The 26744-nt window shown below is 67.1% G+C and carries 27 protein-coding genes; 7 read left to right on the forward strand and 20 right to left on the reverse strand.

Features of this window, described 5'->3' with window-relative positions:
• Nucleotides 1–124: 124 nt before the first annotated feature.
• Entirely contained in the window at nucleotides 125–391 is a 267-nt protein-coding gene (locus NDI65_RS03715) for a hypothetical protein (RefSeq protein WP_089778629.1), read from the reverse strand.
• A 208-nt stretch (nucleotides 392–599) separates the two neighbouring features.
• Between NDI65_RS03715 and acs the strand changes: the two genes are divergently transcribed.
• On the forward strand, nucleotides 600–2693 hold the full coding sequence (acs, locus tag NDI65_RS03720; RefSeq protein ID WP_089778631.1) for an acetate--CoA ligase alpha subunit: 2094 nt from the start codon (nucleotides 600–602) through the stop codon (nucleotides 2691–2693).
• Nucleotides 2694–2719: 26 nt separating this feature from the next.
• Nucleotides 2720–3823, forward strand: a complete 1104-nt coding sequence (locus NDI65_RS03725) for a phosphotransacetylase family protein (RefSeq protein ID WP_089778634.1) — start codon at nucleotides 2720–2722, stop codon at nucleotides 3821–3823.
• A 43-nt stretch (nucleotides 3824–3866) separates the two neighbouring features.
• On the opposite strand, the gene NDI65_RS03730 is transcribed toward NDI65_RS03725, so the two are convergent.
• The 3 genes from NDI65_RS03730 to NDI65_RS03740 form a co-directional block, all read right to left on the reverse strand.
• Complete coding sequence (locus tag NDI65_RS03730) at nucleotides 3867–4055, reverse strand: hypothetical protein (RefSeq protein ID WP_089778636.1); 189 nt, start codon at nucleotides 4053–4055, stop codon at nucleotides 3867–3869.
• A gap of 39 nt (nucleotides 4056–4094) precedes the next feature.
• Nucleotides 4095–5201 (reverse strand): Xaa-Pro peptidase family protein, encoded by a 1107-nt coding sequence (locus NDI65_RS03735; protein ID WP_089778638.1) that lies wholly within the window; start codon nucleotides 5199–5201, stop codon nucleotides 4095–4097.
• Nucleotides 5202–5274: 73 nt separating this feature from the next.
• Nucleotides 5275–6378, reverse strand: a complete 1104-nt coding sequence (locus NDI65_RS03740; protein WP_089778640.1) for a hemolysin family protein — start codon at nucleotides 6376–6378, stop codon at nucleotides 5275–5277.
• Between the two features lie 132 nt (nucleotides 6379–6510).
• Between NDI65_RS03740 and NDI65_RS03745 the strand changes: the two genes are divergently transcribed.
• The 4 genes from NDI65_RS03745 to NDI65_RS03760 all read left to right on the forward strand — a co-directional run bounded on the left by NDI65_RS03745 (nucleotide 6511) and on the right by NDI65_RS03760 (nucleotide 9564).
• A complete protein-coding gene (locus NDI65_RS03745) occupies nucleotides 6511–7842 on the forward strand; it encodes a S8 family serine peptidase (RefSeq protein ID WP_089778641.1) in 1332 nt (443 codons plus the stop codon).
• 90 nt (nucleotides 7843–7932) lie between these two features.
• Complete coding sequence (locus tag NDI65_RS03750) at nucleotides 7933–8970, forward strand: hypothetical protein (RefSeq protein ID WP_089778643.1); 1038 nt, start codon at nucleotides 7933–7935, stop codon at nucleotides 8968–8970.
• Between the two features lie 165 nt (nucleotides 8971–9135).
• Entirely contained in the window at nucleotides 9136–9306 is a 171-nt protein-coding gene (locus NDI65_RS03755) for a hypothetical protein (protein WP_167344123.1), read from the forward strand.
• A gap of 30 nt (nucleotides 9307–9336) precedes the next feature.
• Nucleotides 9337–9564: a hypothetical protein gene (locus NDI65_RS03760; RefSeq protein WP_089778645.1), complete on the forward strand. Its 228-nt coding sequence runs from the start codon at nucleotides 9337–9339 to the stop codon at nucleotides 9562–9564.
• Between the two features lies 1 nt (nucleotide 9565).
• Here the strand turns inward: NDI65_RS03760 and NDI65_RS03765 are convergent, their stop codons facing one another.
• Both NDI65_RS03765 and NDI65_RS03770 read right to left on the reverse strand, forming a co-directional pair.
• Nucleotides 9566–10348, reverse strand: a complete 783-nt coding sequence (locus NDI65_RS03765; RefSeq protein ID WP_042666512.1) for a CBS domain-containing protein — start codon at nucleotides 10346–10348, stop codon at nucleotides 9566–9568.
• 43 nt (nucleotides 10349–10391) lie between these two features.
• On the reverse strand, nucleotides 10392–11849 hold the full coding sequence (locus NDI65_RS03770; protein ID WP_089778647.1) for a bifunctional oligoribonuclease/PAP phosphatase NrnA: 1458 nt from the start codon (nucleotides 11847–11849) through the stop codon (nucleotides 10392–10394).
• 89 nt (nucleotides 11850–11938) lie between these two features.
• On the opposite strand from NDI65_RS03770, the gene NDI65_RS03775 reads away from it, so the two are divergent.
• Nucleotides 11939–12319, forward strand: a complete 381-nt coding sequence (locus NDI65_RS03775; protein WP_089778649.1) for a hypothetical protein — start codon at nucleotides 11939–11941, stop codon at nucleotides 12317–12319.
• A 39-nt stretch (nucleotides 12320–12358) separates the two neighbouring features.
• Here the strand turns inward: NDI65_RS03775 and NDI65_RS03780 are convergent, their stop codons facing one another.
• The 14 genes from NDI65_RS03780 to NDI65_RS03845 all read right to left on the reverse strand — a co-directional run bounded on the left by NDI65_RS03780 (nucleotide 12359) and on the right by NDI65_RS03845 (nucleotide 26677).
• On the reverse strand, nucleotides 12359–13879 hold the full coding sequence (locus NDI65_RS03780) for an NADH-quinone oxidoreductase subunit N (RefSeq protein ID WP_042666518.1): 1521 nt from the start codon (nucleotides 13877–13879) through the stop codon (nucleotides 12359–12361).
• The gene (locus tag NDI65_RS03785) at nucleotides 13880–15409 is read right to left on the reverse strand and encodes a NuoM family protein (protein ID WP_042666520.1); all 1530 of its coding nucleotides are present in this window, start codon (nucleotides 15407–15409) and stop codon (nucleotides 13880–13882) included. It abuts the gene before it with no gap.
• Nucleotides 15406–17442, reverse strand: coding sequence for an NADH-quinone oxidoreductase subunit L (gene nuoL, locus NDI65_RS03790; protein WP_089778650.1), 2037 nt, complete (start codon nucleotides 17440–17442; stop codon nucleotides 15406–15408). Before nuoL ends, NDI65_RS03785 begins: the two co-directional genes overlap by 4 nt.
• A 4-nt stretch (nucleotides 17443–17446) precedes the next feature.
• Nucleotides 17447–17749 carry an NADH-quinone oxidoreductase subunit NuoK gene (nuoK, locus tag NDI65_RS03795; protein WP_004043958.1) on the reverse strand — a complete coding sequence of 101 codons (303 nt, stop codon included), beginning with the start codon at nucleotides 17747–17749 and terminating at the stop codon, nucleotides 17447–17449.
• Complete coding sequence (locus NDI65_RS03800; RefSeq protein ID WP_089778652.1) at nucleotides 17749–18117, reverse strand: proton-conducting membrane transporter; 369 nt, start codon at nucleotides 18115–18117, stop codon at nucleotides 17749–17751. Before NDI65_RS03800 ends, nuoK begins: the two co-directional genes overlap by 1 nt.
• On the reverse strand, nucleotides 18114–18374 hold the full coding sequence (locus tag NDI65_RS03805) for an NADH-quinone oxidoreductase subunit J (protein WP_004043960.1): 261 nt from the start codon (nucleotides 18372–18374) through the stop codon (nucleotides 18114–18116). The genes NDI65_RS03800 and NDI65_RS03805 overlap by 4 nt, the downstream gene beginning before the upstream one ends.
• A 105-nt stretch (nucleotides 18375–18479) precedes the next feature.
• Nucleotides 18480–18941 (reverse strand): NADH-quinone oxidoreductase subunit I, encoded by a 462-nt coding sequence (locus tag NDI65_RS03810; protein WP_004043961.1) that lies wholly within the window; start codon nucleotides 18939–18941, stop codon nucleotides 18480–18482.
• Nucleotides 18938–19987 (reverse strand): complex I subunit 1 family protein, encoded by a 1050-nt coding sequence (locus NDI65_RS03815; protein ID WP_089778654.1) that lies wholly within the window; start codon nucleotides 19985–19987, stop codon nucleotides 18938–18940. The genes NDI65_RS03810 and NDI65_RS03815 overlap by 4 nt, the downstream gene beginning before the upstream one ends.
• Nucleotides 19987–21660, reverse strand: coding sequence for an NADH-quinone oxidoreductase subunit D (locus NDI65_RS03820; protein ID WP_310893410.1), 1674 nt, complete (start codon nucleotides 21658–21660; stop codon nucleotides 19987–19989). The genes NDI65_RS03815 and NDI65_RS03820 overlap by 1 nt, the downstream gene beginning before the upstream one ends.
• Entirely contained in the window at nucleotides 21657–22358 is a 702-nt protein-coding gene (locus NDI65_RS03825; RefSeq protein ID WP_089778658.1) for an NADH-quinone oxidoreductase subunit B, read from the reverse strand. Before NDI65_RS03825 ends, NDI65_RS03820 begins: the two co-directional genes overlap by 4 nt.
• Entirely contained in the window at nucleotides 22355–22771 is a 417-nt protein-coding gene (locus NDI65_RS03830; RefSeq protein WP_007274756.1) for an NADH-quinone oxidoreductase subunit A, read from the reverse strand. The genes NDI65_RS03825 and NDI65_RS03830 overlap by 4 nt, the downstream gene beginning before the upstream one ends.
• A gap of 198 nt (nucleotides 22772–22969) precedes the next feature.
• Nucleotides 22970–23581 (reverse strand): 5-(carboxyamino)imidazole ribonucleotide mutase, encoded by a 612-nt coding sequence (gene purE, locus NDI65_RS03835; protein ID WP_089778660.1) that lies wholly within the window; start codon nucleotides 23579–23581, stop codon nucleotides 22970–22972.
• A gap of 30 nt (nucleotides 23582–23611) precedes the next feature.
• The gene (locus NDI65_RS03840) at nucleotides 23612–24757 is read right to left on the reverse strand and encodes a 5-(carboxyamino)imidazole ribonucleotide synthase (RefSeq protein WP_310893411.1); all 1146 of its coding nucleotides are present in this window, start codon (nucleotides 24755–24757) and stop codon (nucleotides 23612–23614) included.
• Nucleotides 24758–24928: 171 nt separating this feature from the next.
• Nucleotides 24929–26677 carry a flippase activity-associated protein Agl23 gene (locus NDI65_RS03845; RefSeq protein ID WP_089778663.1) on the reverse strand — a complete coding sequence of 583 codons (1749 nt, stop codon included), beginning with the start codon at nucleotides 26675–26677 and terminating at the stop codon, nucleotides 24929–24931.
• Nucleotides 26678–26744 lie beyond the last annotated feature (67 nt).

Consider the following 26744-nt stretch of genomic DNA (forward strand, 5'->3'; position numbering starts at 1 on the left):
CCTCAGATTTCGCCGATACTCGGCGAGAACGGACGAACAGTCGGTTCTCGCTGCGAATCTTCGGATTCTTTCCCTGCCGGCCCGCGGGCGGGACCGTCTCGGATTCGGGCGCGTCGGCCGCGATTTAATCCCGGCTTGATTCGTCGCCGCGGTCGTTGGAGCCGGCGCGCTCGTCGGCGAGACGGCCGAGCTGTGTCGCGATTTCCTCCACGGCGACGACGAGTCTGGCGGCGTACCAGAGGACGACGGCGATGACGAGGAGGAACACCCACGCGAGGAGTTGCCGGGCGATGAGGAGTGCGTAGACGAGCGTCAGCGCGAGAAACACCGTGACGGCGACTTTCACGCCCGCGGTCCGGTGGAGGGGCGTGCCGTCTGCTGATGGGGACATAACCCGTCGTTTTCGGGGGATGGCATTATGTGTTTGGCCGCCGAAGGCCGGCGGCGACCTCATCCCAACTGACGAGCGAAATCCGCCCAATTCCGCGGTATAAATCGCGAACAATCCCGATTAATTGCGCTACTGTAGCGTGCCACCAAAGGCCGTGAGACGGCCCACACCACCGAGTTTATCAGTCAATGACCGGAATCAACAGGTAATGGGAGAGCTATCCGAATTGTTCGCGCCGAACCGAATCGCGGTGGTCGGTGCGACCGAGCGCGAAGGAGCAGTCGGGCGGGCAATCATGGACAACCTCATCGACGAGTTCGACGGTGAGGTCGTTCCGGTCAACCCCAAGTACGACGAACTGTTCGGCCTGCGGTGCTACGGCGACGTCGGCGAGACGGACGCCGACCTCGCGGTCATCGTCGTCCCGCCGAAGGTCGTCCTGCCGGCGATGAAGTCCGCCGGGGAGGCGGGTATCCAGAACGTGGTCGTCATCACCGCCGGCTTCGGCGAGACGGGCAGCGAGGGGGCCGCCCGCGAGCAGGAGCTCCGCGACATCGCCGAGGAGTACGACCTCAACGTCGTCGGCCCGAACAGTCTGGGCATCATGAACACGGACGTCGGCATGAACGCGACGTTCGGCCCCGACATGGCCCTCGACGGCAACATGTCGTTTATGAGCCAGTCGGGCGCGTTCATCACGGCCGTCATCGACTGGGCCAACGACGAGGACATCGGCTTCAAGGACATCGTCTCGTTGGGTAACAAGGCCGTCCTCGACGAGGCCGACTTCATCGAGACGTGGAACGACGACCCCGACACCGAGGTCATCATCGGCTACCTCGAAGGCATCTCGGCGGGCCGCGAGTTCATCGACTCCGCCCGCGAGGTGACGAAGGACACGCCCATCGTCCTCGTCAAGTCCGGCAAGACCGACGCCGGCGCGCAGGCCGCCTCCTCGCACACCGGCACCATCGCCGGCTCCGACGCCGCCTACGAGGCCGGCCTCGAACAGGCGGGCGTCATCCGCGCGGAGTCCGTCCAGCACCTGTTCGACACCGCCCGCGTGCTGGGCGACCAGCCGGTCCCCGAGAACAAGGACGTGGCCGTCATCACGAACGCCGGCGGCCCCGGCGTCATGACGACCGACGCCATCGGCGAGTCGGAGCTGAAGATGGCGGACTTCACCGACGAGACGCTCGAAACCTTCTCCGAGTCGCTGCCCGCCGAGGGGAACATCTACAACCCGGTCGACATCGTCGGCGACGCCGACAACGCCCGGTTCAAGGAGGCCCTCGACGTGGCGCTCGCCGACGACAACGTCGGCATGGCGCTCGTCCTGACCTGTCCGACGGCCGTCCTCGACTACAACCAGCTCGCCGCCGACACCGTCGAACTGCAGGGGAAACACGACAAGCCCATCGCCGCCTGTTTCATGGGCGGCGAGCGCGTCGACGCCGCGTCCGACGTGATGAAAGACGCCGGCATCCCGAACTACTTCGACCCCTCGCGCGCCGTCGACGGCCTCGAAGCGCTCTCGAAGTACGCCGACATCCGCCAGCGCGAGTACGACGCGCCCACCGAGTTCGACGTGGACCGCGAGCGCGCCCGCGAAATCCTCGAAACCGTCGAGGACCGCGACGAGACCCGACTCGGCGTCGAGGCGATGGAACTGCTCGACGCCTACGGCATCGAGACGCCGACCGGCGACATCGTCGACGACCCCGCCGACGCGCTCGAAGTCGCAGAGCGCATCGACGGCGACGTGGTGATGAAAATCGTCAGCCCGGACATCCTCCACAAGTCCGACATCGGCGGCGTCAAGGTCGGGGTCGCAAACGAGGACGTCTACGACGCCTACGAGGACCTCGTCACCCGCGCGAAGAACTACCAGCCCGACGCCAACATCCTCGGCGTGCAGGTCCAGGAGATGGTGAACCTCGACGACGGCGTCGAGACCATCGTCGGCATGAACCGCGACCCGCAGTTCGGCCCGCTCATGATGTTCGGCCTCGGCGGCATTTTCGTGGAAATCCTCGAAGACACGACGTTCCGCGTCGCGCCCGTCTCCGAGACGGAGGCCGAGGACATGACGAAGGAGATCGACGCCGCGCCGATGCTCCGCGGTGCCCGCGGTAACGACCCGGTCGACATCGGCGGCATCACGGAGACCATCCAGCGGCTCTCCCAGCTCGTCACCGACTTCCCGGCCATCCTCGAACTCGACATCAACCCGCTCGTCGCCCTGCCGGACGGCGTGAAGGCCGTCGACGTTCGACTCACCGTCGACCCGGACGAACTTTAAACACTTCACCACCCTATCACTCAACAATGAACACGGTACTCGTCACCTCGACCGGAGAAAGCACCGGGAAGACCGCAATCACGCTCGCACTCGGCGTCCTCGCCAAGGAGCGCGGACTGGACGTGGGCTACATGAAGCCCAAGGGCACCCGCCTGCAGTCCAGCACCGGCAAGACCCTCGACGAGGACCCGATGCTCGCCCGCGAACTGCTCGACATCGACGCGGAGATGCACCAACTGGAACCCGTCGTCTACTCCCCGACGTTCATCCAGGGAGCCGTCCGCGGCAAGGAGAACGCCGAGGAGCTCTCGGAGGTCATCTCCCACCACTTCGAGGACATCTCGGCCGGCAAGGACCTGATGCTCGTCGAGGGCGGCGGCTCCTACCGCACCGGCGGCATCGTCGACCTCACCGACGGCGACGTGGCGGACCTCCTCGACGCCGAGGTCGTCCTCGTCGCCGACTACCAGCACCCGAGCGACCTCGACGACGTGGTCGCGGCGGTCGAAGACATCGGCCCCGACCGCCTCGCCGGCGTCGTGTTCAACCGCGTGAGCGACGCCGCCTACGACGAACTCGAAACCGAGGTCGCGCCGTTCCTCGAAGCCCGCGGCGTCCCCGTCCTCGGCGTCGTCCCGACCGAGAAGGACCTCGCGGGCGTCACCGTCGAGGAACTCGCGAACGAACTCGGCGCGAACTTCGCCACCGACGCGCCGACCGACGCCTTCGTCGAGCGCTTCCTCGTCGGCGCGATGGGCGGCGACGCGGCGCTCCGCTACTTCCGCCGCACGAAGAACGCCGCGGTCATCACCGGCGGCGACCGCGCGAACATCCAGCGCGCCGCGCTCGAAGCCCCGGGCGTCAAATGTATCATCCTCACCGGCGGCCACCGACCCGTCGGAGCCGTCATCGGCAAGGCCGAAGAGAAGGGCGTCCCGGTGCTCCTCGTCAACGGCGACACGCTCTCGGTGACCGACCGCGCCGAGGACATCGTCAGCACGGGCCGCACCCGCGACGAGCGCACGGTCAACCGGATGCGCGACCTGCTGTACGAACACGCCGACATCGACGCAATCATCGGCGACATCGAACCGTCCGGTGACGACGCTGTCGACGGCGACGACGAGTAACGGCCGACGCGTCGGCATCGACCGCTTTTTTCGGGATTCGGACTCAGACCCCGTTCTGTCCACCCTCGCGGCTATCGAGGTAGTCGTTGAGGAGCGACGGCGCACCGACGCCGACCGCGAGGAGCGCGAAAAACGAGAGGACGAACTGTCCGGTGACTAGCTCCACGAGATAGGCGGTGGGGAGGGCGGCGAGGACGAATCCGGTGACGACGAGTGTCTGTCGGGAGACCATACGCCCGCTACGAACGTCAGTGGGTTAAACGGTTCCCGGTCAGCAGCGCCAGCCGCGGTCGGTGTCGTTCAGGAGTTCCGCGCCGTCGTCGGTGACGACGACGAGGTCCTCGATTCTGACGCCGAACTCGTCGGGGAGGTAGATTCCCGGTTCGACGCTGAAGACGTTCCCGACTTCGAGTTCGCGGTCGCTCCCGGCGACGATGTAGGGTTCCTCGTGCACGTCGAGGCCGACGCCGTGGCCGGTCCGGTGGATGAAGCGGTCGCCGTAGCCCGCCTCCTCGATGACCTCGCGGGCCGCGCGGTCGACGTCGCCGGCGGCGACGCCCGGTTCGACGGTCTCGACGGCGGCGGTCCGGGCGGCCTGTACGACGCCGTGGACCTCGGCGAACTCGGCGGGCGGCTCGCCGGCGAAGACGACGGTCCGGGTCTGGTCGCTCGGGTAGTGGTCGACGACGGTCCCGAAGTCGAGGACGACCGGGTCGCCAGACTCGATGACGCGGTCGCCGTGGCCGTGGTGCGGCATCGCCCCGTTCGGGCCGGAACCGACGAGCGGGCCGAAGGGAATCCCCTCGCCGCCCTCGTCGGCGAGGAGGCGCTCGATTTCCGCCGCGAGCTCGTTCTCGGTCATGCCGACGGCGTCAGCGCCCATGTCGCGGACGCGCTCGACCGCGCGGTCGACGGTCGCGCCGGCGCGGCGGAGCGCGTCGAGTTCGGCGTCGTCCTTCCGCGCGCGGAGCGGGGCGACGACCTCGCTGGCGAGGCCGAAGTCGGCGGCGGGGAGCGCCGCCCAGAGGTCCTGCGAGAAGCGCGCCCACATCGTGTCGTCGACGAGAATGCGCCCGCCGGCGAGGTCGAGGTCCGAGACGACGTCCGCGAGGGCGTCCCGCGGGTCGTCGTCGTCGCTCCACGTGCGCACGTCGGCGACCCACGACTCGGCGCGGACCTGCGTCTCGTAGAGGTCGGGGACGAGGAACACCGGGTCGCCCTCGCGGGGGACGAAAAGCAGCAGGTGGCGCTCAGCGGGTTCCTCGTCGAAGCCCGAGAGGTACAGCAGGTTTCGGCTGGGGAACAGCGCGGTCGCGTCGGCGTCCGCGTCGGCCAGTCGGTCCTGACACGCGCGGGTCCGTCGTTCGAAGGGCGTCATGCGAGTCGATACGGGCGGCGGGGGAAAAGCGTGGGCGGTCCGCGAGCGCGTCGGGTCGCCACCCGCGAGCGTCCTACGCCCCGAGGTCGAGCGGGTCGTAGAGCTGGCCGGTGATTGACTCGAAGGCGTCGGAGGCGGTCACGAGGCCGACCACGGAGCCGCTTTCGGGGTCGCGGACCATCGCGAGTTCCTGATTCTCCTCCTGGAAGCGGTCGATGAGGTCGCTGACCGAGAGGTCCGCGGGGACCGAAAGCGGGGGTGCGGCGATGTCGTCGAGGCGGCGGTCGCCCGACTGGAGGCGGTCGATGTTCGAGAGGACCGTCGGCGCGTAGACGACGCCGCGCACGTCGTCGAGCGAGTCGCCGACGAGCGGGAACCGCGAGTGCTGGGGGTTCGACCGGACGCGTTCGAGGCTCTCGTCCGTGGTCGCGTCGGCCGAGAGCGCGACGACGTGGTCCGCGGGGACCATCACGTCGCGGACGGGTAGCTCGCCGATTCGCAGCGCGTTGAGCACCTCCTCGCGGCGGTCCTCGGGCAGCGACCCCTGTGCGAGGATATTACCCATCTGGCTGCGAACCTCGCCGCGACTGAGTCGGGTGCCACCGCTCCCGGAGCCGTCGCCGTCCTCGTCGTCGAGTTCGGCCTCCTGCCACGACCGGGTTATCTCGACGCCGCCGAGCGACAGCAGGCGCTTCGCCAGCCAGTCGGCGACGACGATGACCGGGTACATCAGCTTCGTCCAGCCGTACAGGACGGGCGCGGTGTACTTCGCCACCGCGCGGGAGCGCTCGACGCCGAGGTACGTCGGCACCTGCTCGCCGAGGACGACGTGCGAGAGGTTGATGACGACGAGCGCCAGCCCGACCGACAGCGACGTGTGGGAACCCGCCGCCCCGCCGCCGCCGAGAATCGCGTCGAAGGTGGCCGCGACGGCCGGTTCGGCGACGACGCCGAGGCCGACGCTGGCGATGGTAATCCCGACCTGACAGCCCGAGAGGTACACCTCCAGTCGCTCGGTCATCTCCCACGCGAGTTCGAGGCCGCGAGAGCCCTCGAAGGCGGATTCCTCGAACTGGGGGACGCGCGTCATCGCGAACTCCGAGACGACGAAGAAGGCGTTCGCGAGCAACAACACGAGGCCGCCGCCGAGACGAAGCGCGGTTTCGACACCTACCATGTGAGCCGAGCGTTCGAACCGGACTCCCCTGAGCGTGTCGGCTCCGGTACGACGTTGTGGTTTTTCGAAGTGTTATTTTAAATCTCTAAATGTGCCGTAACAACTATGTCTCCGACGCCCGGGTCGTTTGGTATGCGTCAGCAACACAGGCGAGCCTTCCTGAAGCTGAGCGGTTCCCTCCTCGGCGGCGTCGCCGCCGGGTCGACCGTCGTCGCCGCCGAGCGGACGGACCGATTCATCGTAGACCTCGGCGGGAAAGACGCGTCGGCGCGGGTGAACGCCGACCTAGAGTTCGTCTACGACCTCTCGCCGGCCGGGGTGGTCGTCGTCGAGGGGAGCGAATCGACCGTCGCCGCGCTGGACGTGACCTACGCGCCCGACGTGGAGATTGCAATCGACGCGCCGGCGGTCAACGACGCCGCACCGACGAGCGCCGTCGACGAGCCGGGATACGGCGCGCAGTGGGACAAACAGAGCCAGCGGATTCCCGCCGTCCACGACGTGACCCGCGGCGAGGGCGCGCGCGTCGCCGTCATCGACACCGGGGTCGCCGCCGACCACCCCGACCTCGAACACGCGGTCAACACGTCGCTCTCGCGGAATTTCACCGGCGACGGGTTCGGCGCGGGCGTCCCCGCCGGCGGCGACCACGGCACCCACGTCGCGGGCATCGTCGCCGCGAACGACAGAAACGAGACGGGCGTCGTCGGCTCCGCGCCGGGGGCCGAACTCGTCGACTGCCGCGTCTTCTCGCCGAACTCGCTCGCCTCGTTCGCCGACATCCTCGCGGCCGTCGTCTACAGCGCCGAAATCGACTGCGACGCCGCGAACCTCAGCCTCGGTGCCTACCCGGTCCCTCGGCAGGGTGAAGGAGGCTTCTACGGGAAGGTGCTGAACAAGACGCTGACCCACGCCAACCGCTCGGGGACCGTCGTCGTCGTCGCCGCCGGCAACGACAGCGCCGACCTCCAACACGACGGCGACCTCATCAGCCTCCCCAACGAGGGGGCGCAGGCGCTCAGCGTCGGCGCGACCGGACCGAAGGGCACTGCCTTCGACGCGGGCGACGCCGAGGAGGGGCCGAAGACGCCGGCGTTCTACACGAACTACGGGACCAACGCCGTCGGCGTGGCCGCGCCCGGCGGCGACGCCCTCCTCTCCGCACAGGAGAGCCATCCGGACACGTGGTTCTACGACCTCGTCTACAACACCGTCTCGACGCCCGCCTACGACGACGACGGGAACTACGTCGGCTCGGCGAACGGCTACGGCTGGAAGGCCGGCACCTCGATGGCCGCGCCGCAGGTCGCCGCCGCCGCGGCACTCGTCCGGTCGGTCGAACCGGGATTGACCGCGGATCAGGTCGCCTCGAAACTCGGACGCACCGCGGCCGTCCCAGCGGACGCGGACCGGGCGTACTACGGGTCGGGCTACCTCGACCCGCTGGCCGCCGTCACGGAGTAACGGCCTCCGCGCCCCCGAGAAAGTCCACCGAGCGAACTGATACCTTAGATCTCGAACATCTTTATCCCGCGAGGCGTCGCATTGTTAGCCATGAGTTGGAAAGCAATCGACGCCCTCGACGACGCTCGTGACGCCACGACGTCGCTCCTCCTCCCGTTCGACGCGGGTCGGTGGGCGCGCCTCGCACTCATCGCCCTCTTCGTCGGCGGCCTCGGCGGTGGCGGTGGCACCGGTGGCAACGCCGGAACAACCGCGCCCGGCAGCGGCGGGTCGACCGACATCCCGGTCGACTCGCTGCCCGGTTTCGTAACCCCCGAGAACGTCCTCGCAGCGGTTATCGCGCTCGCGGCGGTCGCTATCGCCCTCGGCATCGTCTGGTCGTTCGTCGGCTCCGTGATGCAGTTCGTCCTCGTGGACGCCGTCGTCACGAAAGACGTGCGCATCCGCGAACCGTTCCGCGAGCGCTTCTGGCTCGGCGTCAGGCTGTTCGGGTTCCAAGTCGGCCTGCTCGTCGCCGTCCTCGCGGTCATCGGACTCCCGATAGCGGCGGTGTTCTTCGGCATGGTCGCGTTCACGCCCGCGGTGGCCCTCCTCGCCATCCCGCTCGTACTGCTCGGGTTCTTGCTGCTGTTCGTGGTCGCGGTCGTCATGCAGTTGACGACCGACTTCGTCGTCCCGACGATGATAGCCGAGGACCGCGCCCTCCTGTCGTCGTGGGGGCGGGTCGCTCCGGTGTTCCGCGCCGAACTCTCCGAGTTCGGACTGTACGTCATCGTCCGGTTCATCCTCGGCATCCTCGCGAGCATCGGTATCGGTATCGCGGCCCTCCTCGCCCTGCTCGTCGTCGCCATCCCCTTCGCCATCGTCGGCGGCGCGGCGTTCCTCGCGCTCAACGCCGCGAACGTCGCGTTGACCTCGACGGCCGGGCTGGTCGTCTTCGGCGCGCTCGGGGTCCTGTTCGTCCTCGCGGCCATCGCGGTCGGCGCGGTCGTCCAGATGCCCGTCGTGACGTACTTCCGGTACTACTCGCTGTTCTTGCTCGGCAGCGCCGACGACTCGCTCGACCTCGTCTCGCAGTTCCGGTCCGACGACGACTCGTCGGCTCCCGAGGGACCGACGCCCGCCTGAACACCGGCGACTCGCTCGCCCCGACTCGCGCTCCAATCTCGGGGGGCGCGCCGCCGTCACACCCTAAAACCCCCGTCGCACTTCGTTTTTCGCGCCGTCGCCGACGCGACCGACTCGGGTGGTAAGCGGTGATTAATTAATACGTTGACAATCCTACGCTTCGGTATGTCCTTCGAATGGGTCTCGTACTTCACGTGCGAGGAGTGCGGGCTAGAGCGCCCGTCGCCGGAGGTCCCTTACGACCGCCTCGGGTACGCGATCTGTCCGAACTGCGGCGCGGAGACGCGCCCGGCCGCCCCGGTGACGGCCGACGCCTCGACGCTGGCGGATGGGTAGACACTTCGGCCTCCGCCGTCATTGCCCGGTATGAGTTGGACGGAGGTCCGCCGGGACGACCGCATCGCGGAGTGGGAGCGAAGCGACGGCCACGCGACCATTCGGCTCCGACGCGGGCCGAACGCGTGGCACGTCAGGGTCGACCGACTCTACCAGTCCGCCGAGGGCCGCGGCTACGAGGGCGAGCGCTTCGAGTCGGAGGCCGAGGCCCGCGAGGCCGTCGACGCGTGGAAGGCCGAGTACGACGTGGAGAACTGAGCTACTGTAACCGGCGGGTCGTCTCGACCAGCGGGTGTCGGGCGTAGTCGACGATGTCGATGTCCGAGATGGACTTGAGACCCTCCTTTTCGGCGGTCCGCTGCATCCCGAGTTCGACCGGGTCGTCGACGACGATGACGTAGGCGTCCATCTCCTCGATGCCGATGCGGTCGGCCGCGAGGACGCGGTGGTGGCCGTCCGCGAGGAGCAACGTCCCGTTGTTGTCGATGACGACGAGGGGTTCGGCGAGGCCGCGTTCGAGCTCGTAGCGGCGGCCGTCGAGTTCGTCGGCGTAGACGCGGGCCTGCGTCGGAATGAGGTTCGAAAGCGAGACGGTCCGTCGCTCCTGGTGGACCGTGATGCCGTGAATCTGTTCGAGCGTCCGCATGAGTTTACCCACCTTCTCGGGCGTCGCGCGCTCGATTTGGCTTCGGATGACGTCCGTGTTCGAGATGATGCCGACGAGATTGCCCGCGTCGTCGACGACCGGGAGCTTCTGGATGCCCGACCGGAGGATGACGCGGGCGGCGTCGTTCACGTCCATCTCGGGGTGGGCGACGACGAGGTCCGTCGCCATCACCGTCTCGATGGACTCCTCGTCGTCCGCGAGGAGGATATCTCGGGCCGTGACGAACCCCTCCGCTTTGCGACCGTCGCAGACGGGAAACCCGTTGTGCCCGTCGCTCTCTGCGATGCGTCGGGCGACGTCCGCGACCGTGTCGGACGGAGAGACGGTCTGGACCTCGCGCGTCATGTACTCCTTGACGGTCGCTTTGGTACTCATCTCCCATCCCATAGGGCCACCGTCGGCAAAAACGTGTGGGCGCTCACTCATCGAGCGGGTACTCGAAGGCGACGTCGGTGTCCAGACTCGGCGTCGGCGTCGCGTGTTCGAGCGTCTCGAATAGCCGCCCAGCGACGATGTCCGTGACGATGGTCGCCAGCGATTCCCGAGAGTCGTCGCCCACGTCGTCGAGGATGCCTAACGGAATCTGTGCGCCCGCCATGTCGGCGTGGCCGCCGGCGCTCCCGATGGAGCCGAGGGCGTCACGAAACGCCTCGCCGAGGTCGACCCGCGCACCGCGGGCGCGGCCGGAGACGTAGACCGTCCCGTCCATCAGGCCGTAGACGACCGTCACCTCGACGCCCTCCATCCCGAGGAGGTGGTCGGCGGCCTGCGCGAGGGCGTCCCGCTCGCGGATATCGCCGACGTTCGACGCGAGGGCGTTCCCCCGGACGTCGCGGTTCGAGATGGCGCGCGCGAGCGTCTCCATCGTCTCGGAGGTGAGGCTCGGCGTCTCGACCCGTTCGAGCAGGTCAACGTCGACGTGGGGGATGAGGAAGGCGGCGGCCTCGAAGTCGGCCGTCGAGACCTCCCGCGTGAAGTCGTTGGTGTCGACCTGAATCCCGAACAACAGCGCCGTCGCGACCGTCGTGTCGGGGACGATTCCGAGCCGTTCGAGGTACTCCGCGAGGAGCGTGCTCGTCGCACCGACGCCGCGCCTGAGGTCCACGTACGCCGCCTCGACCGGCGCGCGCGGCGGGTGGTGGTCGATGACGATGTCGATCGTCGTCTCCGGCGGGAGGCGGTCGTTGACGCCCGGCCGGGAGTGGTCGACGAGCGCGAAGCCGGCGTACTCGTCGTCCGCGGGTACCTCGTCGAGGACGCGGAGGTCCAGTTCGAGGAGGTTGACGAGCGCGCGGTTCTCCTGATGAGAGATGTCGCCGAAGTAACACGCTTCGGCGTCGATACCCGCCCGCTCGGCGATGGCTTGTAGCGCCAGCGCCGCGGCGATAGCGTCGGGGTCCGGGTTGTCGTGCATCACGACCGCGAGCTTGCCGTCGACGTTTCGGAGGACCCGCATCAGGCGGTTCAGCCGCTCCGTGTGCGACGTGCCGACCGCGTCGAGGATGCGGTCTGTGACCACTCGCCGCGGGTCGATGACCTCGTCGGCGAGGTCGTACACCTCGTCGCGGACCGACGGGTCGGCGTCGTCACCGAGGTAGACGACCAGCGGCGCGTCCGGACAGTGTTCGCTGGCCGCGCGCGCCGCGTCGAGGTTCGACCGCGGAGACTGTCCGCCGACGACGACGAGGTCGACCACGTCTGGGTAGGTCGACGGGTCGGCGGGGTCGCCCTCTCTCGCGTCGATACCGTCCGAGCGGAGGTCCTCGGCGCGCCCCTTTCGGTCGGTGACGACCGTCACCGTCCCGCCGCGACCGGTGAGTTGCTCGACGAGACCCCCACCGAGCGACCCACAGCCGAGAACCAGGCGACGTACCATACAGGAACGGTCGAACTCCGGCCGCAAAACCCTACCGTCCTCCCATCCGGCGATGATATTATGTCATGCCACGCCATGACACACATACGATGGAACTCGAGACGCAACTGCTCCCCGAATCGCGAGCCGAGTCGTTCGTCCGAACCTGTCGAACCGTCGTCGGCGACGACCTCAGGAGCGTGACGTACTTCACCCACGACCGCTGTGACCAGATTTACCTCCGGAGCGACCTCGAAGCCGACGCCGACCTCACCGGATTCGTCGAACACGAGACCGATGGGTTTCAGGCCCGGACCGCCTATCGCGGCTCCGAACTCGGTGACTACCGCTACACCGTCCGCGCGTTTGACCACGGCTACCTGACGCGGGTGACCGCCGACGACAAAGGCGTGTTCGTCACGACCGACGGCCTGACGCTCAGGCGCTCCGAGGAGCTGGCATCGGCGCTCGGCGAGTTACTGCGCGAATAAAAGAAACCGAAACGGAACCGGGCCGAATCGCCGGAACGCTCAGAAGAGCGCCGCGGCGACGGTCTGGGCCGTCTCGATGACGGGTTGGAAGCCGGGCAGGAGCAGCAACGTCCCGACCGCGGCGAAGATAATCGCCACGTAGAGACCGACCGGCTGACTGCCGATTTCGAGGGGCTCAGACGGCTCCTCGATCCACATCGCTTTCACGACGCGACTGTAGTAGAACAGCGACAGCGCGCTGTTGACCGCGCCGACCGCGGCGAGCCACCAGAAGCCGGAGCCGATGGCCGACTCGAACAGGGCGTACTTCGAGAAGAAGCCGCCGAACGGCGGGAGCCCCGCGAGCGAGAACATGAAGACGGTCATCGCCGTCGCGGCGACGGGCGCCTTCGACGCGATGCCGTTGTAGTCCTCGAACGTGCGGCCGAGACCCCACTTTTCGACCATGGCGATGAACAGGAACGCGCCCGTGTTCATGAAGCCGTAGACGAGCAGGTGGGCCATGCTCGCGCCGAGCACGTCGCCGTTCGCGGCACCGCCGTCGACGGTGATGGCCGCGAGACCGATGAGCGCGTAGCCGGCGTGCCCGATAGAGGAGTACGCCAGCATGCGCTTTACGTTCTCTTGGGTCGCCGCCGCGAAGTTACCGAGCGTCATCGTGACGACGGCGAGCAGCGCGAACAGCAGCGACCAGTCGACGCTCCCGCCGCCGATTGCGGTGACGGTTTCGAGGGGGAACGCGACGGTGAACACGCGGAAGGCGACGGCGAAGCCGGCCGCCTTCGACGCCGACGAGAGGAACGCGCTCACGGGAGCGGGCGCGCCCTCGTAGGCCTCCGGCGCCCAGAAGTGGAACGGGACGGAGGCGGTCTTGAACGCGAAGCCGCCGGCGATCATCAGCACGCCGAGGCCGAGGACGCCGACGAGTTCGGTTCCCTCGGCGAGCGTCGCGGCGATTTCCGGGAGCACCAGCGAGCCGGTGACGGCGAACACGAGGCTGATACCGAACGCGAACACCGCCGACGACAGCGCGCCGATGAGGAAGTACTTCAGGCCGGCTTCGATGCTTCCGCGGTCCTTCTTGAGGAACGCGACGAGCGCGTACGACGGCAGGGACGCGAGTTCGAGGCTGACGAAGACGGTCGCCAGCGAGTTCGACATCCCCATGAGCGTCATGCCGGTCGCGGCGAACAGCACGAGGGCGTAGAACTCGCCTTGGTACTGCTGGTCCGCGAGGTAGTCGTACGAGGCGACAGAGACCATCGCGGCGACGCTGGTGAAGATGAGCGTGAAAAACAGGCTCATCCCGTCGACGACGAGCGCGTCGCCGTACAGCGTGATTGCGCCACCGGTGGACTCCATGCCGGTTCCACCGATGAGGAACCAGCCGGCGATACCGCCGGCGGCGAGCGCGCCGAGCGTCGCCGTGCCGGCCAAGAGGCCGTTGTTCGTGGAGTCAGGGTCGATGGTGTCGATGAGCAGCAGCGCGAGGCCCGTCAGCGCGAGCACGATGGCTGGAGCCGTCGCCGCCCACTCGGGGAGCGTCTGGAGGGGCGTCATCTAGAACGCACCTCCCAGTTCGAGAATCGGAGTAACCGCGTCCTGAATCATCGTGAAGAAGATGTCCGGAGAGACACCGAGCACGATGGTGAGAAGCAGCAGCACCGCGAGCGGTGCCACGTCGTGGAACGGTGCCTCGGTGATCTCGTAGTCGCCGTCGAACCGGAACGGTCCGAACAGGGTCCGCTGCATCGCGAACAGCAGGTAGCCCGCGACGATGACGATACCGAACATAGCCGCGCCGGTAAACAGCGGCATCGCCTCCATCACCGTGGACTCGAACGCGCCCTTGAAGATGAAGAACTCTGCCGCGAAACCGGCCATGAGCGGGAGGCCCATGTAGCCGAACGCGCCGGCGACGAAGATGCCGGCGGTGACGGGCATCCGGTCGGCCAGTCCGGAGAAGTCAGTCACCATACGCGTGTGGGTCGTGTTGTAGATGACGCCGACGGCCATGAACATCAGACCGGAGATGAGGCCGTGGGCGACCATCTGGAAGGTCGCACCGCCGACGCCGTAGGTGGTGTAGGCGATGAGACCGAGGATGACGTACCCCATCGACGAGACGGAGGAGTACGCGACGATGCGCTTGAGGTCCTGCTGTGCCAGCGCGAGGAGCGCGCCGTAGATGACGCTCGCGACGGCGAGCAGGGCGATGGGCAGCGCGAAGGCGCGCGCCGTCTCCGGGAGCATCGTGAAGTTGAACCGGAGCAGGGCGTACGTACCCATCTTCAGGAGGACCCCGGCCAGCATGACCGACACCGGCGTGGGGGCCTCGACGTGGGCGTCCGGCAGCCACGTGTGAAGCGGGGCGACCGGAACCTTGACCGCGAACCCGAGGAACATCGCGACGAACGCGACCGACGCGAGCGCGCCGGGCGACAGCCCCGCGAAGCTCCCGAGCTCTCCGGCCTGCAACGCCTGCGCGATTTCGGGCAGGCGGAACGACGAGACCGAGTCGCCGAGACCGAACACGAGCGAGATGAACCCGATGAACATCACGAGCGACGCGATGTTCGTGTAGACGAAGAACTTGATCGCCGCGTACTTGCGGCGGGGACCGCCCCAGACGCCGATGAGGAAGTACATCGGCAGGAGCACGGCCTCCCAGAAGATGAACCAGACGAAGAAGTCGAGCGCCGTGAAGACGCCCAGCAGGTTCGCCTCCATCAGGAGCATCAGACCGAAGAACTGGGACTGACGCTCCGAGATGGGCGTCCACGCGCTGACGATAGCGAGCGTGGTGAGGATGGTCGTGAGGACGACGAGCGGCATGCTGATGCCGTCGACGCCGACCATCCAGTGAATGTCGTACTGGCCGAGTTGCAACCAGGCGACGTCTGTCTCGAACGCGATGTTCCCGCCGAGAAGGGCGTTCCCGCTCGCGTCGTACTGTTGCCACATGTAGAGGCTCCCGACGACGGGAGCCAGACTCAGCGCGAAGGCCGCCTTGCCGGCGTACCGGTCCGGCAGGACGAAGGTGACCAGCGCGGCGAGGAACGTGACTGCGATGAGCGCTTCGATTATCATGCGAACCAACCTCCGAGCAGACCGAGACCGAGAAGGAGCGCGGTCAGACCGAGCGTGAGGAGCGCCGCGTAGTTGCTCACAACGCCGGTCTGAATGCGCTTGACGCGACCGCCGGCGAACAGGCTCACGCTGGAGACGCCGTTGACGACGCCGTCGACGATACCCTGATCGAACTTATCGAGGGCGCGCGAGACGGGCTGGACGACGCCGGTCGCGATCCAGACCTGGTACTCGTCTTGGTAGTAGTTGTTGTACAGGACGGTCTTGATGCTCCCGAGCTTGTCCGTGTGTTCGACGGGCTCGGGGACGTTGTACAGGCGGTAGGCGAGCCCAGCGCCCGCGAGGGCGAGGGCGAGCGAAACTAGCCCGGGCGCGATGGAGCCGATGCCGGCCGGGTGGAGTCCCGCGCCGACGCCGCTTTCGAGCACTTCGAGGTAGTGGTGCGAGGTCAGCGAGGTGATGCCGCCGTCGAGCCAGTCGTGGAGGAACGTGAGGTGAATCCCCGTGAGGTCCTCCACCGGGGCCATGTTGACGAGGCCGGTGACGGCCGCGAGCACGCCGAGGACGGCCAGCGGGAACTTGACGTTCCAGCCGAAGCCGTGCGGGTCGCGCGCGGTCTCGCTGCGCGGTTCGCCGTGGAAGGTGAGGAACACCATCCGGAAGGTGTAGAAGCCGGTGAAGAACACGGCGAGGAGCCCCATCGCGTACGCGAGGAGGAAGATGGTCCCGAGGCCGCCCTCGGTTCCGAGGCCGTGGTTGAGCGCCTCGTAGAGAATCTCGTCTTTCGACCAGAAGCCGGCGAACGGGACGATGCCGGCGAGGGCGAGCGAGCCCGAGAGGAACGCGTAGTACGTCACGGGCATCTTGTCTTTGAGTCCGCCCATGTCCCACATGTTCTCGTTGTGGTGCATCGCGATGATGACCGCACCGGCACCGAGGAACAAGAGCGCCTTGAAGAAGGCGTGGGTGAGCAGGTGGAACGTCGCGGCGACGTAGCCGCCGACGCCGAGCCCGAGCATCATGTAGCCGTACTGGCTGATGGTCGAGTACGCGAGCACCTGCTTGATCTCCTTCTTGACGACGCCCATCGTCGCGGCGAAGAGGGCCGTGAAGCCGCCCACGAGCGCGATGATGGCGAGCGTCGTCGGGGTCAGCGCGTAGAAGCCGTACATCCGGGCGACGAGGTAGACGCCGGCCGCGACCATCGTCGCCGCGTGAATGAGCGCGGAGACGGGGGTCGGACCTTCCATCGCGTCCGGAAGCCACGTGTGCAGGGGGAACTGCGCGGACTTACCGATGACGCCTCCGAGAACGAGGAGGCCGACGACGGTGAACCACGCCTGTTCGCCCATGCCGAGGAACGTGTTGACCGCGTGCTCGCCGTGGAGCGCCTCCTCGGCGAGGACCGGGAACGCCTCGGGGCCGGCGAACGCCGCCGAGCCGAACGTCGCGAACACCGCGACGACGCCGATGAGGAAGAAGTAGTCACCGAAGCGGGTGACGAGGAACGCCTTCTTCGCGGCGCTCGGCGGACCGTCCTGGCGGAACCAGAAGCCGATGAGCAGGTAGGAACACAGCCCCACCAGCTCGAAGAACATGAACGCCATGAGGAGGTTGCTGGACACGACGAACGCCAGCATCGACGCGGTGAACAGGCCGAGCCCGGCGTAGTAGCGCGGGAGGCCCGTCTCGCCCTCGTCGTTCATGTAGCCGAGGCTGAAGACGTGGACGAGGAACGCGACGAGCGTCACGATGACGAGCATCATCGACGAAAGCGGGTCGATGAGCAGGCCGAAGTCGAGCGAGACCGCGTCGCCGGCGCCGGTCGCCCACGTGTAGATGTGTTGGTTGTAGGTCTGTCCGCCGCTGACGGCGAAGAACGTCGCGATGGACAGGACGAACGAGCCCGCCGTCGCGCCGATTCCCGCCAGCGCCCCTCCCTTCGGCATGTACCGTCCCGCCCCGAGCGCGATCAGGAACGAGAGGAACGGGAGGAGGACGATGGCCGGAGCGAAGTCTAAGATACCTGCCATAATGTTACCACCTCATCGTGGTCGCGTTAGTCACGTCCACGCCGTCGAAGTTGCGGTACAGTACGAGGATGATGCCGATACCGACCGCCACCTCGGCGGCGGCGAGCGCCATCGTGAACAGCCCGAACGTCTGGCCCGTCACGTTGCCCCAGTAGTAGGAGAACGCGACGAGGTTGATGTTCGCGGCGTTCAGCATCAGTTCGACCGACATCAGGAACAACAGCGCGTTCCGTCGGGTCAAGAGGCCGAAGATGCCGATGCAGAACACGGCGGCCGACAGGACGAGGTAATACTGCGCGGGGACCATCAGTTGTCACCCTCCTCGTCGTCGAACAGCGTCTGCTTGAGTTCCCGACCGCCGTCGGTCAGGATGGTTCGCATCTGCCCCGCGGTGTCCTCGCGGCGAGCGAGGAGCACCGCGCCGGCGAGCGCGGCGACGAGCACGAGGTCGATGATTTCGAACGCGGCCAGCATGCTCTCGCCGTCGACGCTTCCGAACCCGAGGTTGAACATCGAATAGCCGATGCTCGCGGTGATGTTTGCTCCCTCTGCGAACCCCTGTGGGTCCGGGAACGACGCGCCGAGGAACACGACCGCCATCACGACGAACAGCGCGACGGCAGCGAGTCCGGGCACGAGGTGCGAACCGAGTTTCAGCTGCGGTTTGGTTGTCATGTACTACTCACCTCCGGATTGATACGCGTCAGCATCACGGCGAACGTAATGAGAATCAGGACCCCGCCGACGTAGACGAGGACCTGCATGGCGGCGAGGAACTCCGCCTGCAACATCACGTAATGCACCGCGACGCTCAAGAGCGCGCCCCCGAGCAGGAGTGCGGAATGCCAGATGTCCCGCACGAGGACGACGCCCAGGCTGCAGCCCACGGTGACGAGGGCGAACAGCGCGAACGCGATGGTTTCATAAACCATTGTGTGTGTCTCCTTGAGATATCCCTTTGAACATTTCGAGAACGTCCTCAGCGTCCGGTAACGGACGCGGGCTGACGGGACTCGAACGATTCACTCGCGGTCATGTTACTGGTAGTCGACCTCTCCTTCGCCCTCGCCGACCCACGCGTTGCGGTCGGGGTTGCGGGAGTTGAGCGGGTCGATATCCTTGTACCACGGGACGTTCTTGAGCTGTTCTTTGTTGTAGACGAAGTCGTTTTTCGTGTCCGCCGTGAACTCGAAGTTCTGCGTGAGCAGGATGGCGTCGACGGGGCAGACCTCCTCGCACAGCCGGCAGTAGATACACTGGCCGATGTGGAGGTTGTACTGCTCGCCGTTGCGCTGGTCGTCCTGAACGATCTGAATCGTGTCGTTCGGACAGACGTTCTCACACTGGCGACACCAGATACACCGCTCTTGGCTGAACTTGTGGACGCCGCGGAAACGCGGGCTCACTTCGGGCGCGGTCTCGGGGTACTCGACCGTGAACGTCTGCCCGTCGAGCGCGTGCTTCAGCGTCACTGCCATGCCTTTCAGGATTCCGATCATGCAATCACCCCCACGATGATGGCCGTGAGAACCAGGTTGGCGAAGGAGAGCACGAGCATCCCCTTCCAACCGATTTCGAGGAACTGATCGACGCGAAGGCGCGGCACCGCGGAGCGCGCCCACTGGGTGAACAGGAAGAACGCCCAGATTTTGATGGTGAACCAGACGAACCCGGGCAGGACCGGGCCCGCCGGACCGCCGAGGAACAGGGTCGCCGCGATAGCGCCGCCGAGGAAGATGTGGATGAACTCACCGAGGTAGATGAGCACGAAGTAGACCGAGGAGTACTCGGTCTGGTACCCGGCGACGATTTCGGTCGGCGCTTCGGGGATGTCGAACGGGTTGCGGCCGACCTCCGCGAGGTTCGCGATGACGAACAGCGCGAACGCGAAGGGGTTGACGAACGCGAACCACGTCGGAATCGTCACGCCGGCGACCGAAAGCAGCGGTTCGGCCTGCACGGCGACGATTTCGCTCATGCGGAGCGTCCCGGCGAAGATGACGACCGAGGCCGCCGTGACGACGAGCGGAATCTCGTAGGCGATGTTGGCCGCGACGGCGCGGAGCGCGCCGATGAGCGAGAACTTGTTGTTCGATGCGTAGCCGGTCATGACGATGCCCAGCGAGGCGATGGACGCCGCGGCGAAGGCGAACGCGAGACCGGTCTCGGGGTCAGCGAGCTGGATGCCGTTCCCCATCGGGATGACGGCGAATCCGAGCAGCGCGGAGAAGGGGATGACCATCGGCGCGAGGTCCCACGCGGGACGGTCGACGCCCTCGGGAACGATGAGTTCCTTCGACAGCAGTCGGACGGCGTCCGTGACGATGGTCAGGAGGCCGAACGGACCGATTCGGTTGACCGCGATGCGGTCACCGAAGGCGGCCGTGATCTTCCGCTTGGCCCACGGCCCGGCGAACGCCGTCATGATGAGCATGATGTTGGCGACGAGGAACGCGCCGACGAGTCCGCCGACGACGTCACCGAGGACGCCTTCGAGGCCGAGGAGGCCGCTGACCGTGTCCGGAAGGACTGCCTGCAGACTCATTACCGGTCCACCTCTCCGAGGACGATGTCGAGACTGCCGAGCGAGGCAATCATGTCCGGGATGTACTCACCCTCGGACATCTCGGGGAGCGTCTGCAGGTTCGAGAAACACGGGCTGCGAATCTTGAAGCGGGCCGGCTTGTCGGTGCCGTCGGCGCGGATGTAGATGCCGAGTTCGCCCTTCGCACCCTCGACGGCGCGGTAGATTTCCGTGTCCTCTTCGGGTTTGAGCGTGCGCGGAACGTTGGCCTGGATGTTCCGCTCGTCTTCGGGCCAGTCTTCGAGCAGGTCGACGCACTGCTGGATGATCTTGGCCGACTCCTCGACTTCGCGCATGCGCACGAGCAGGCGCGAGAAGTTGTCGCAGCCGTCCTCGACGACGACGTCCCAGTCGAGTTCGTCGTAGTAGCCGTAGGAGTCGTCGCGGCGGAGGTCGTAGTCGATTCCGGAGCCGCGGGCGACCGGGCCGGTCGCGCCGTAGCCCTTTGCGACTTCCGGCGGCAGGACGCCCGTGCCGACCGTACGGGCCTGCAAAATCTCGTTCGAGGTGATCATGTCGTGGTACTCCTCAAGCGCCTGCGGAAGCCCGTCGAGGAAGTCGCGAACCTTCTCGAAGAACTCCTCGCGGGGTTCGGGGAGGTCCCAGACGACGCCGCCGAGCCGGAAGTAGTTGAACATCATGCGCTGACCGGTGAGGTCTTCGAGGATGTTCTGGACGATTTCGCGGTCCCGCATGGCGTACATGAAGATGGCCGTGAAGTCGCCGTACACGTCCAGCGCGAACGTGCCGAGCGCGATCATGTGCGACGCGATGCGGCACAGTTCCGCGCCCATCGTGCGGATGATCTGGGCGTACTCGGGAACCTCGATGTCCGCGAGGTCCTCCGCGGTGCGGGCGTAGGCCCACTCGTTGAGGAGGCCGGCCGAGATGTAGTCCCAGCGGTCGGGGTACGGCATAATCTGGTGCCGGTAGGTCCCCTGCTGACACATCTGCTCCTCGCAGCGGTGGAGGTAGCCGATGTCGGCGTCGAGGTCGACGACCTGCTCGCCGTCGACGACCGTCTCGACGTGCAGCACGCCGTGGGTCGCCGGGTGGTGGGGACCGATGTTGATGTACATCGTGTTGCTGTCCCCGGCGCGGTGGTCCTCTTCGAGCGGGTTCGCGTGCTCGCGGAGGGTCGCTATCTGCGGGCGGTCCTGGTCGTAGTCCAGCCCGAGCGGGTGGCCCTGCCACGTGTCCGGAAGCAGGATGCGACGCAGGTCCGGGTGGTCTTCGTACTGGATGCCGACGAGGTCGTACGCCTCCCGCTCGTGCCAGTCGGCCGTCCGGTAGACCGGTTCGGCGGTCTGGCTGACCGGGTTGTCCTTCGACGTGGGCACGACGACCGAGACCTCGTCGGTCCGGTCGTCGAACTTCGTCAGGTGGTAGATGGACTCGTAGCGGTCCTCGTACTCCTGTGCGGTCACACACGAGAGGTGGTCGAAACCGGCCTCGTCGCGGAGCTTGAACAGCGCGTCTTGGACCTCGTCGGGTCGGATGACGAGGCCGGGCGCGTTCATGTGCTCTTCGCGGCCGACGACGAGGTCGCCGAGCAGGTCGGCGAGTTCGTCGCCGCGACTGACGCCCGATTCGAGTTCCGCGGGCTCGTCGGACTGCTGCTCTTCGAGACTCATGGCGAATCAGCCCAGTTGTACCGCATGACGAGGTCGTCTTCGTCGATCTGCGCGGCGAGTTTGTCGACGATTTCGTCGCGTTCGAGGTCGCCGAACTGCTCCAGTTCGTACGGCTTGACCGTCACCGGACTGGACTCGCCGTTCGCGATGCGCTCTTGGAGCTTGGCGATCCCGTAGATGAGCGCCTCCGGGCGCGGCGGGCAGCCGGGGATGTGGATGTCCACCGGGATGACCTCCTCTGCGCCCTTGATGACGTTGTAGCCCTCCTGGAACGGGCCGCCGGAAATCGTACACGACCCCATCCCGACGACGAACTTCGGTTCGGGCATCTGGTCGTAGACGCGCTTCATGCGCGGGGCGAACTTCGAGACAATCGTCCCCGGCACGATAATCACGTCGGCCTGTCGCGGCGACGCGCGCGGCACACCCGCCGCGAACCGGTCCAGGTCGTGTTTGATCGCGTAGGTGTGCATCATCTCGATGCTGCAGCAGGCGATACCGAACTGCAGCATGAACATCGAGGACCCGCGGACCCAATTCATAAAGCTGTCGAACTTCGTGAGGATGAACGGTGACGAGCCGAACGCCTCCCGAAGCTTCGAGTTGAACCGGTCGTCCGCCCCCGCCATACGGGCGTCGCGAGTCTCGGTCTGTACCTGTGTATCGTCCGTGACGAATGGCTTCTGTTCGCTACTCATGCATCTTGCCTCTCTGTCTTACGACGACTGGCCTGCGGGCTTTTGACCCACTTGACAGCGCCGTTGCGCCACGCCCAGACGAGGCCGACGACGAGGACACCGATGAAAACGAGCATCGGCGTCAGAATCGTCGCCAGCGACGCGCCCTGTTCGAGGGCCGAGCGGTAAATGACCGTCCACGGGAAAATCAGGACGGTCTCGATGTCGAACACGAGGAACAGCAGCGCGACCATGTAGTACTGAATGTTAAACTGGACGCGCGCCGTGCCTGTCGGCACCTCACCACTCTCGTACGTGGCACTCTTTCCTTGTTCCGGTACGCTTGGGCGAAGCAGCGCCGACACCGCCATCATCGCGAGCGGTATGCCGACACCGACCAGGCCCATCGCACCGATTGCAATCCAATCACTCATGCCGTGTCTCCCTGACGTGCGGCGGTTAGAAGCGCTCCCCTATAAACATTGATTTGTGTGTTTCGGGCGCGAGAGGGCTTCTATTTGGAAAATACGCGAGAGACGCCCGGAACCCCGCACGGGCGGGGTTTCGACGCCGATAGCGACCCCACAGACGCGGAAACGGCCGGGTGGCGACCGGCAGCGAAACGCGGCCCGCTACCGCGACTCGCGGAAGCCGGCGACCCCGAGGTCGTGGAGCGCGGCCGAGGTCTCGGCCACGTCGGAAACGAGTTCCTCGTGGTACTCGACGAGCCGGTCTTCGAGTTCGGGGTGACCGCGGGACAGGGCCTGTACCGCCGACAGCGCCGCGTTGAACGACTTGCCGGCGTCGACCGCGACGATGGGCGCGCCCGTCGGCATCCCGATGACCGAGTCGACCGACTTCTCCTGGACGGGGACGCCGACGACCGGAATCGGGTACGCGATGGAGGCGGTCATGTTCGGCAGGTCCGCGGACTTGCCGCCCGCGCCGGCGATGATGACCTCGACGCCGCGGTCGCGCGCGGTGTCGCCGTAGGCGTACATCAGGTCGGGCGTCCGGTGCGCGGAGACGACGTACGTCTCGTAGGTGAACCGCTCCTCGGGCGGCGCGTCGAAGTCCGTCTGCTCGCCGAACCCGAGCGTGTCCAGCGCCTCGTGCGCGCCGGACATCACGTCGAGGTCGGAGTCAGACCCCATGATGATGCCCACGTCGGGCGTCGTCTCGGGGTCGCGGTCGGCGTCGGCCTGTGCGTGCAGTTCGTCGATGAGGTCCCGTTCTGTCGTCATAGGTCCAGTAGTGTCGTGGTCGGTCGTCGGTCAGTCGAAGTGCAGTCCGTCGCGGAGCTCGCGTGCGCGTGAGAGAAGCGTTTCGAGGTTGTCGTCGTCGCCGACGGCGGTGAGGTGGCCCATCTTTCGCAGGGGCCGAACCTCGTCTTTGCCGTACCAGTGTAGCGAGACGCCGGACTCGGCGAGGGCGTCATCGAGACCGCCGAGCCGCGCCGGCTGGCTCTCGTCGACCGTGCCGAGGACGTTCGCCATCACGGTGGGCGACCGGCGGGTCGTCGCGCCGAGGGGCCACCCGAGGACCGCGCGGACGTGCTGTTCGAACTGCGAGGAGAGCGCGCCCTCGATGGTCCAGTGGCCGGAGTTGTGCGGGCGCGGCGCGACCTCGTTGACGAGCACGTCGCCCGCGGCGGTCTCGAACAGTTCGATGCCGAAGACGCCGCGACCGGGGAGATGCGAAAGCACCTCGCGGGCGACGCGGTCGGCCTCCTCGCGCACCTCGTCGGTCGTCCGCGCCGGGACGACCGTCTCGCGGAGAATCTCCTCCTCGTGGACGTTCTCGCCCACGGGGAACGTCCGAATCTCGTCTTCGCCGCGGACGCCGATGACCGACAGTTCGCGCTCGAAGTCGACGAACGCCTCGGCCATCGCCGGGCCGCCGACCTCCTCGATTGCGGCCTCGGCGTCCTCGGGGTCGGTGACGGGGACGTTCCCGCGGCCGTCGTAGCCGCCGGTTCGGGCTTTCAGCATGACCGAGCCGAACTCGTCGAGCGCGTCGCGGAGGTCGGCCGCGTCGTCGACGCGGTGGAACGGCGGAATCGGGATGCCCGCCTCGCCGAAGGTGTCCTTCTGGACCAGTTTGTCCTCGATGGTCCGCAGCGCGTCGGGCGAGGGGTGGACCGCGATTCCCTCCTCGGCGGCCAACTCGTCGAGCAGGTCGGGGTCGGCGAGTTCGATTTCGAACGTCAGCGCGTCGGCCCGCGCGGCGAGTTCCGCCATCGCCTCGGGGTCGTCGAAGTCGCCGACGATCTGGTCGGCGACGGCCGACGCCGGGCAGTCTGGTGTCGGGTCGAGCACGACGATATCGACGCCGAGCGGTGCGGCGGCCTCGCCGAGCATGCGCCCGAGCTGGCCCCCACCGACGACGCCGAGCGTGGGTCCGGGTACGGTGACGGTCACAGTCGCGGGTTCAGTACGTCGGTGCATAAACGTTGCCACATTCGGTGTCCAGATATGCATGAGCGTGGATAGAATGGGGCAGGACCGACGCCGAACGCGCCGGGCGCTCGCGGCGCTCACCCCCGTCGAACGCGAGGGAAAATCGGGGCGGTCGAACGCCGCTGTCCGGCGTCAGCCCCGCGTCTCGTTCGCGGCGTCGAGGGCGTCCTCGTCGATGAACACGACCACGTCCTCGCTCCAGAGTTTGAAGGCGTGCTGGCGCGCGACGTAGCCGTCGAGTTCGGGTTCGAGTTCGGCGCGGTCCCACTCGTAGGCGACGACGACCGGCGGCGCGTCGGCGGTCACCTCGGAGACGTTCGCGTCGGGCGCGCTACTGGTGCGCTCGACGTCCGCGCCCTCGAAGTACCACGGGAGCGGGAGGCGACTGTGCCACGACGGCCCGCCGAGGGGGTCCGACTCGTTTGTGACGTAGAAGTGCGTCTCGTCGCTGTCCGGCGGGTGCGTGCCGTAGAGGAGCACGTCCGTCCCGGAGTTGGCGGCCGACACGCGCTCGACGTCGTCGAGCGTGGCCTGTAAGTCGTTCGCGGGTTGCGCCCACTGGAGCACCTCGCTGTCCTCGTCGGTCGAGGCGTTCCAGTAGTCGACGTTCGCGGCCGCGACGCCGCCGACCGAGGCGACGAGGACGAGCGCCGCGAGGCCGACGCCGACCGCGTCTTTGCTATCGAGCGCCCGCACGCCGGAGCGGAAGACGAACGCCGCGCCGACCGCGGCGGGGACCGCGAGCGGGACGACCGCGTGGACGACGACCCACGGCGCTTGGATGTCGGTCGCCAGCGGGTAGCCGAAGATGCTCACGACGCCCCAGTAGGTGGCGAAGGCGACGAGCCACCGGATTCGACCGGCGACGACGCCGTAGCGGTCCACGACGACGCCGACGAGCGCGAAGACGATGAGCACCGGCGCGCCGTAGACGAACGTTTCGAGGAAGTCCTTCAGATACGGGAGGTACTCGTGAGACTGGTGGCTCCCGCCGAGCCAACTGCCAACCATCTCGGAGGCCGCGCCGACGGTCCCGGCTTCGAGAACCGGGAGGACCGCGGTGGAGCCGCCGAGCGCGTTCCAGAGGTCGGGCCGCGGCGCGTAGAAGAAGACGAAGACGACGAGGAACGCGAGCAGGCCGCCGAGGACGCCCGCGGCGTATCGAACCGCGCCGTAGCCGAGACTGCCGGCCCCGCGTGCGCGGAGTCGGTCGCGGAGGCTCGCCGGCAACTCCGAAAAGAGGATGTCGCGGGCTGACTCGCCGGCCGAGGTGCGGGCGAGCAGTCGGTGGTCGAAGACGAGGAACGCCGCCCCGAGGAAACACGCGAGGTAGACGACGTAGTTCTCCTTCGTCGCCGACCCGGTCGCAAAGGAGACGCCCGCGGGGATGAGGTACGCGAGGCGGCCGGTGTCGTACGCGCGGACGACGAAGCCGAGCGCGACGAACGAGAAGGCGGCCACGAGCACGTCGTTGCGCATGAACCGCGAGTAGTAGACCAAAATCGGGTTCGCCGCGAGGAAGACCGCGAGCGCGACCATCTCGTCGCGGCGGAGGTGCTCGCGGAACAGCCAGACCGAAAGCGGGAGCAGGCCGCCGACGACGGCGACCGGGAGCCGAGCCGTGAAGTCCGTCGCCGGCAGGACCGCAAAGAGGTAGTCGTTGACGACGGGGAGAAACGGGCCGTGGATGATGGGCCGGTAGGAGAACTCGCCGGTCTCGTGATAGCGCAGAATCCAGTAGCCGACGCGGCCTTCGTCCCAGTGGAAGATGCGGCCGCCGAGGTCGACGAGGCGGACGAGGAGGGCGAGGACCGCCACGCCGAAAACCGCCAGGAGGGCACGGGACCGAGCGACCGTCTCGGTCCCACTGTCAGTACTCATGCCCACCCATCGCCACGCCGTCAATACAACTTTTGTGCTTGGCCGTCGCCGGGGCCAAATTCGGTCG

It is taken from the genome of Haloferax sp. S2CR25 (assembly GCF_031624535.1).
GTDB classification, from domain to species: domain Archaea; phylum Halobacteriota; class Halobacteria; order Halobacteriales; family Haloferacaceae; genus Haloferax; species Haloferax massiliensis.

What these genes read in the sequence shown, in the direction of transcription:
- NDI65_RS03730 (WP_089778636.1), bottom strand. Translation starts at nt 4,055, where the DNA reads ATGGTCTCCCGACAGACACTCGTCGTCACCGGATTCGTCCTCGCCGCC.
- NDI65_RS03770 (WP_089778647.1), bottom strand. Translation starts at nt 11,849, where the DNA reads ATGGTACGTCGCCTGGTTCTCGGCTGTGGGTCGCTCGGTGGGGGTCTC.
- NDI65_RS03845 (WP_089778663.1), bottom strand. Translation starts at nt 26,677, where the DNA reads ATGAGTACTGACAGTGGGACCGAGACGGTCGCTCGGTCCCGTGCCCTC.
- NDI65_RS03735 (WP_089778638.1), bottom strand. Translation starts at nt 5,201, where the DNA reads ATGACGCCCTTCGAACGACGGACCCGCGCGTGTCAGGACCGACTGGCC.
- NDI65_RS03765 (WP_042666512.1), bottom strand. Translation starts at nt 10,348, where the DNA reads ATGAGTACCAAAGCGACCGTCAAGGAGTACATGACGCGCGAGGTCCAG.
- NDI65_RS03750 (WP_089778643.1), top strand. Translation starts at nt 7,933, where the DNA reads ATGAGTTGGAAAGCAATCGACGCCCTCGACGACGCTCGTGACGCCACG.
- NDI65_RS03715 (WP_089778629.1), bottom strand. Translation starts at nt 391, where the DNA reads ATGTCCCCATCAGCAGACGGCACGCCCCTCCACCGGACCGCGGGCGTG.
- acs (WP_089778631.1), top strand. Translation starts at nt 600, where the DNA reads ATGGGAGAGCTATCCGAATTGTTCGCGCCGAACCGAATCGCGGTGGTC.
- nuoL (WP_089778650.1), bottom strand. Translation starts at nt 17,442, where the DNA reads ATGGCAGGTATCTTAGACTTCGCTCCGGCCATCGTCCTCCTCCCGTTC.
- NDI65_RS03725 (WP_089778634.1), top strand. Translation starts at nt 2,720, where the DNA reads ATGAACACGGTACTCGTCACCTCGACCGGAGAAAGCACCGGGAAGACC.
- NDI65_RS03760 (WP_089778645.1), top strand. Translation starts at nt 9,337, where the DNA reads ATGAGTTGGACGGAGGTCCGCCGGGACGACCGCATCGCGGAGTGGGAG.
- NDI65_RS03810 (WP_004043961.1), bottom strand. Translation starts at nt 18,941, where the DNA reads ATGATCGGAATCCTGAAAGGCATGGCAGTGACGCTGAAGCACGCGCTC.
- NDI65_RS03830 (WP_007274756.1), bottom strand. Translation starts at nt 22,771, where the DNA reads ATGAGTGATTGGATTGCAATCGGTGCGATGGGCCTGGTCGGTGTCGGC.
- NDI65_RS03825 (WP_089778658.1), bottom strand. Translation starts at nt 22,358, where the DNA reads ATGAGTAGCGAACAGAAGCCATTCGTCACGGACGATACACAGGTACAG.
- purE (WP_089778660.1), bottom strand. Translation starts at nt 23,581, where the DNA reads ATGACGACAGAACGGGACCTCATCGACGAACTGCACGCACAGGCCGAC.
- NDI65_RS03740 (WP_089778640.1), bottom strand. Translation starts at nt 6,378, where the DNA reads ATGGTAGGTGTCGAAACCGCGCTTCGTCTCGGCGGCGGCCTCGTGTTG.
- NDI65_RS03820 (WP_310893410.1), bottom strand. Translation starts at nt 21,660, where the DNA reads ATGAGTCTCGAAGAGCAGCAGTCCGACGAGCCCGCGGAACTCGAATCG.
- NDI65_RS03745 (WP_089778641.1), top strand. Translation starts at nt 6,511, where the DNA reads ATGCGTCAGCAACACAGGCGAGCCTTCCTGAAGCTGAGCGGTTCCCTC.
- NDI65_RS03755 (WP_167344123.1), top strand. Translation starts at nt 9,136, where the DNA reads ATGTCCTTCGAATGGGTCTCGTACTTCACGTGCGAGGAGTGCGGGCTA.
- nuoK (WP_004043958.1), bottom strand. Translation starts at nt 17,749, where the DNA reads ATGGTCCCCGCGCAGTATTACCTCGTCCTGTCGGCCGCCGTGTTCTGC.
- NDI65_RS03780 (WP_042666518.1), bottom strand. Translation starts at nt 13,879, where the DNA reads ATGACGCCCCTCCAGACGCTCCCCGAGTGGGCGGCGACGGCTCCAGCC.
- NDI65_RS03815 (WP_089778654.1), bottom strand. Translation starts at nt 19,987, where the DNA reads ATGAGTCTGCAGGCAGTCCTTCCGGACACGGTCAGCGGCCTCCTCGGC.
- NDI65_RS03805 (WP_004043960.1), bottom strand. Translation starts at nt 18,374, where the DNA reads ATGGTTTATGAAACCATCGCGTTCGCGCTGTTCGCCCTCGTCACCGTG.
- NDI65_RS03800 (WP_089778652.1), bottom strand. Translation starts at nt 18,117, where the DNA reads ATGACAACCAAACCGCAGCTGAAACTCGGTTCGCACCTCGTGCCCGGA.
- NDI65_RS03775 (WP_089778649.1), top strand. Translation starts at nt 11,939, where the DNA reads ATGGAACTCGAGACGCAACTGCTCCCCGAATCGCGAGCCGAGTCGTTC.
- NDI65_RS03785 (WP_042666520.1), bottom strand. Translation starts at nt 15,409, where the DNA reads ATGATAATCGAAGCGCTCATCGCAGTCACGTTCCTCGCCGCGCTGGTC.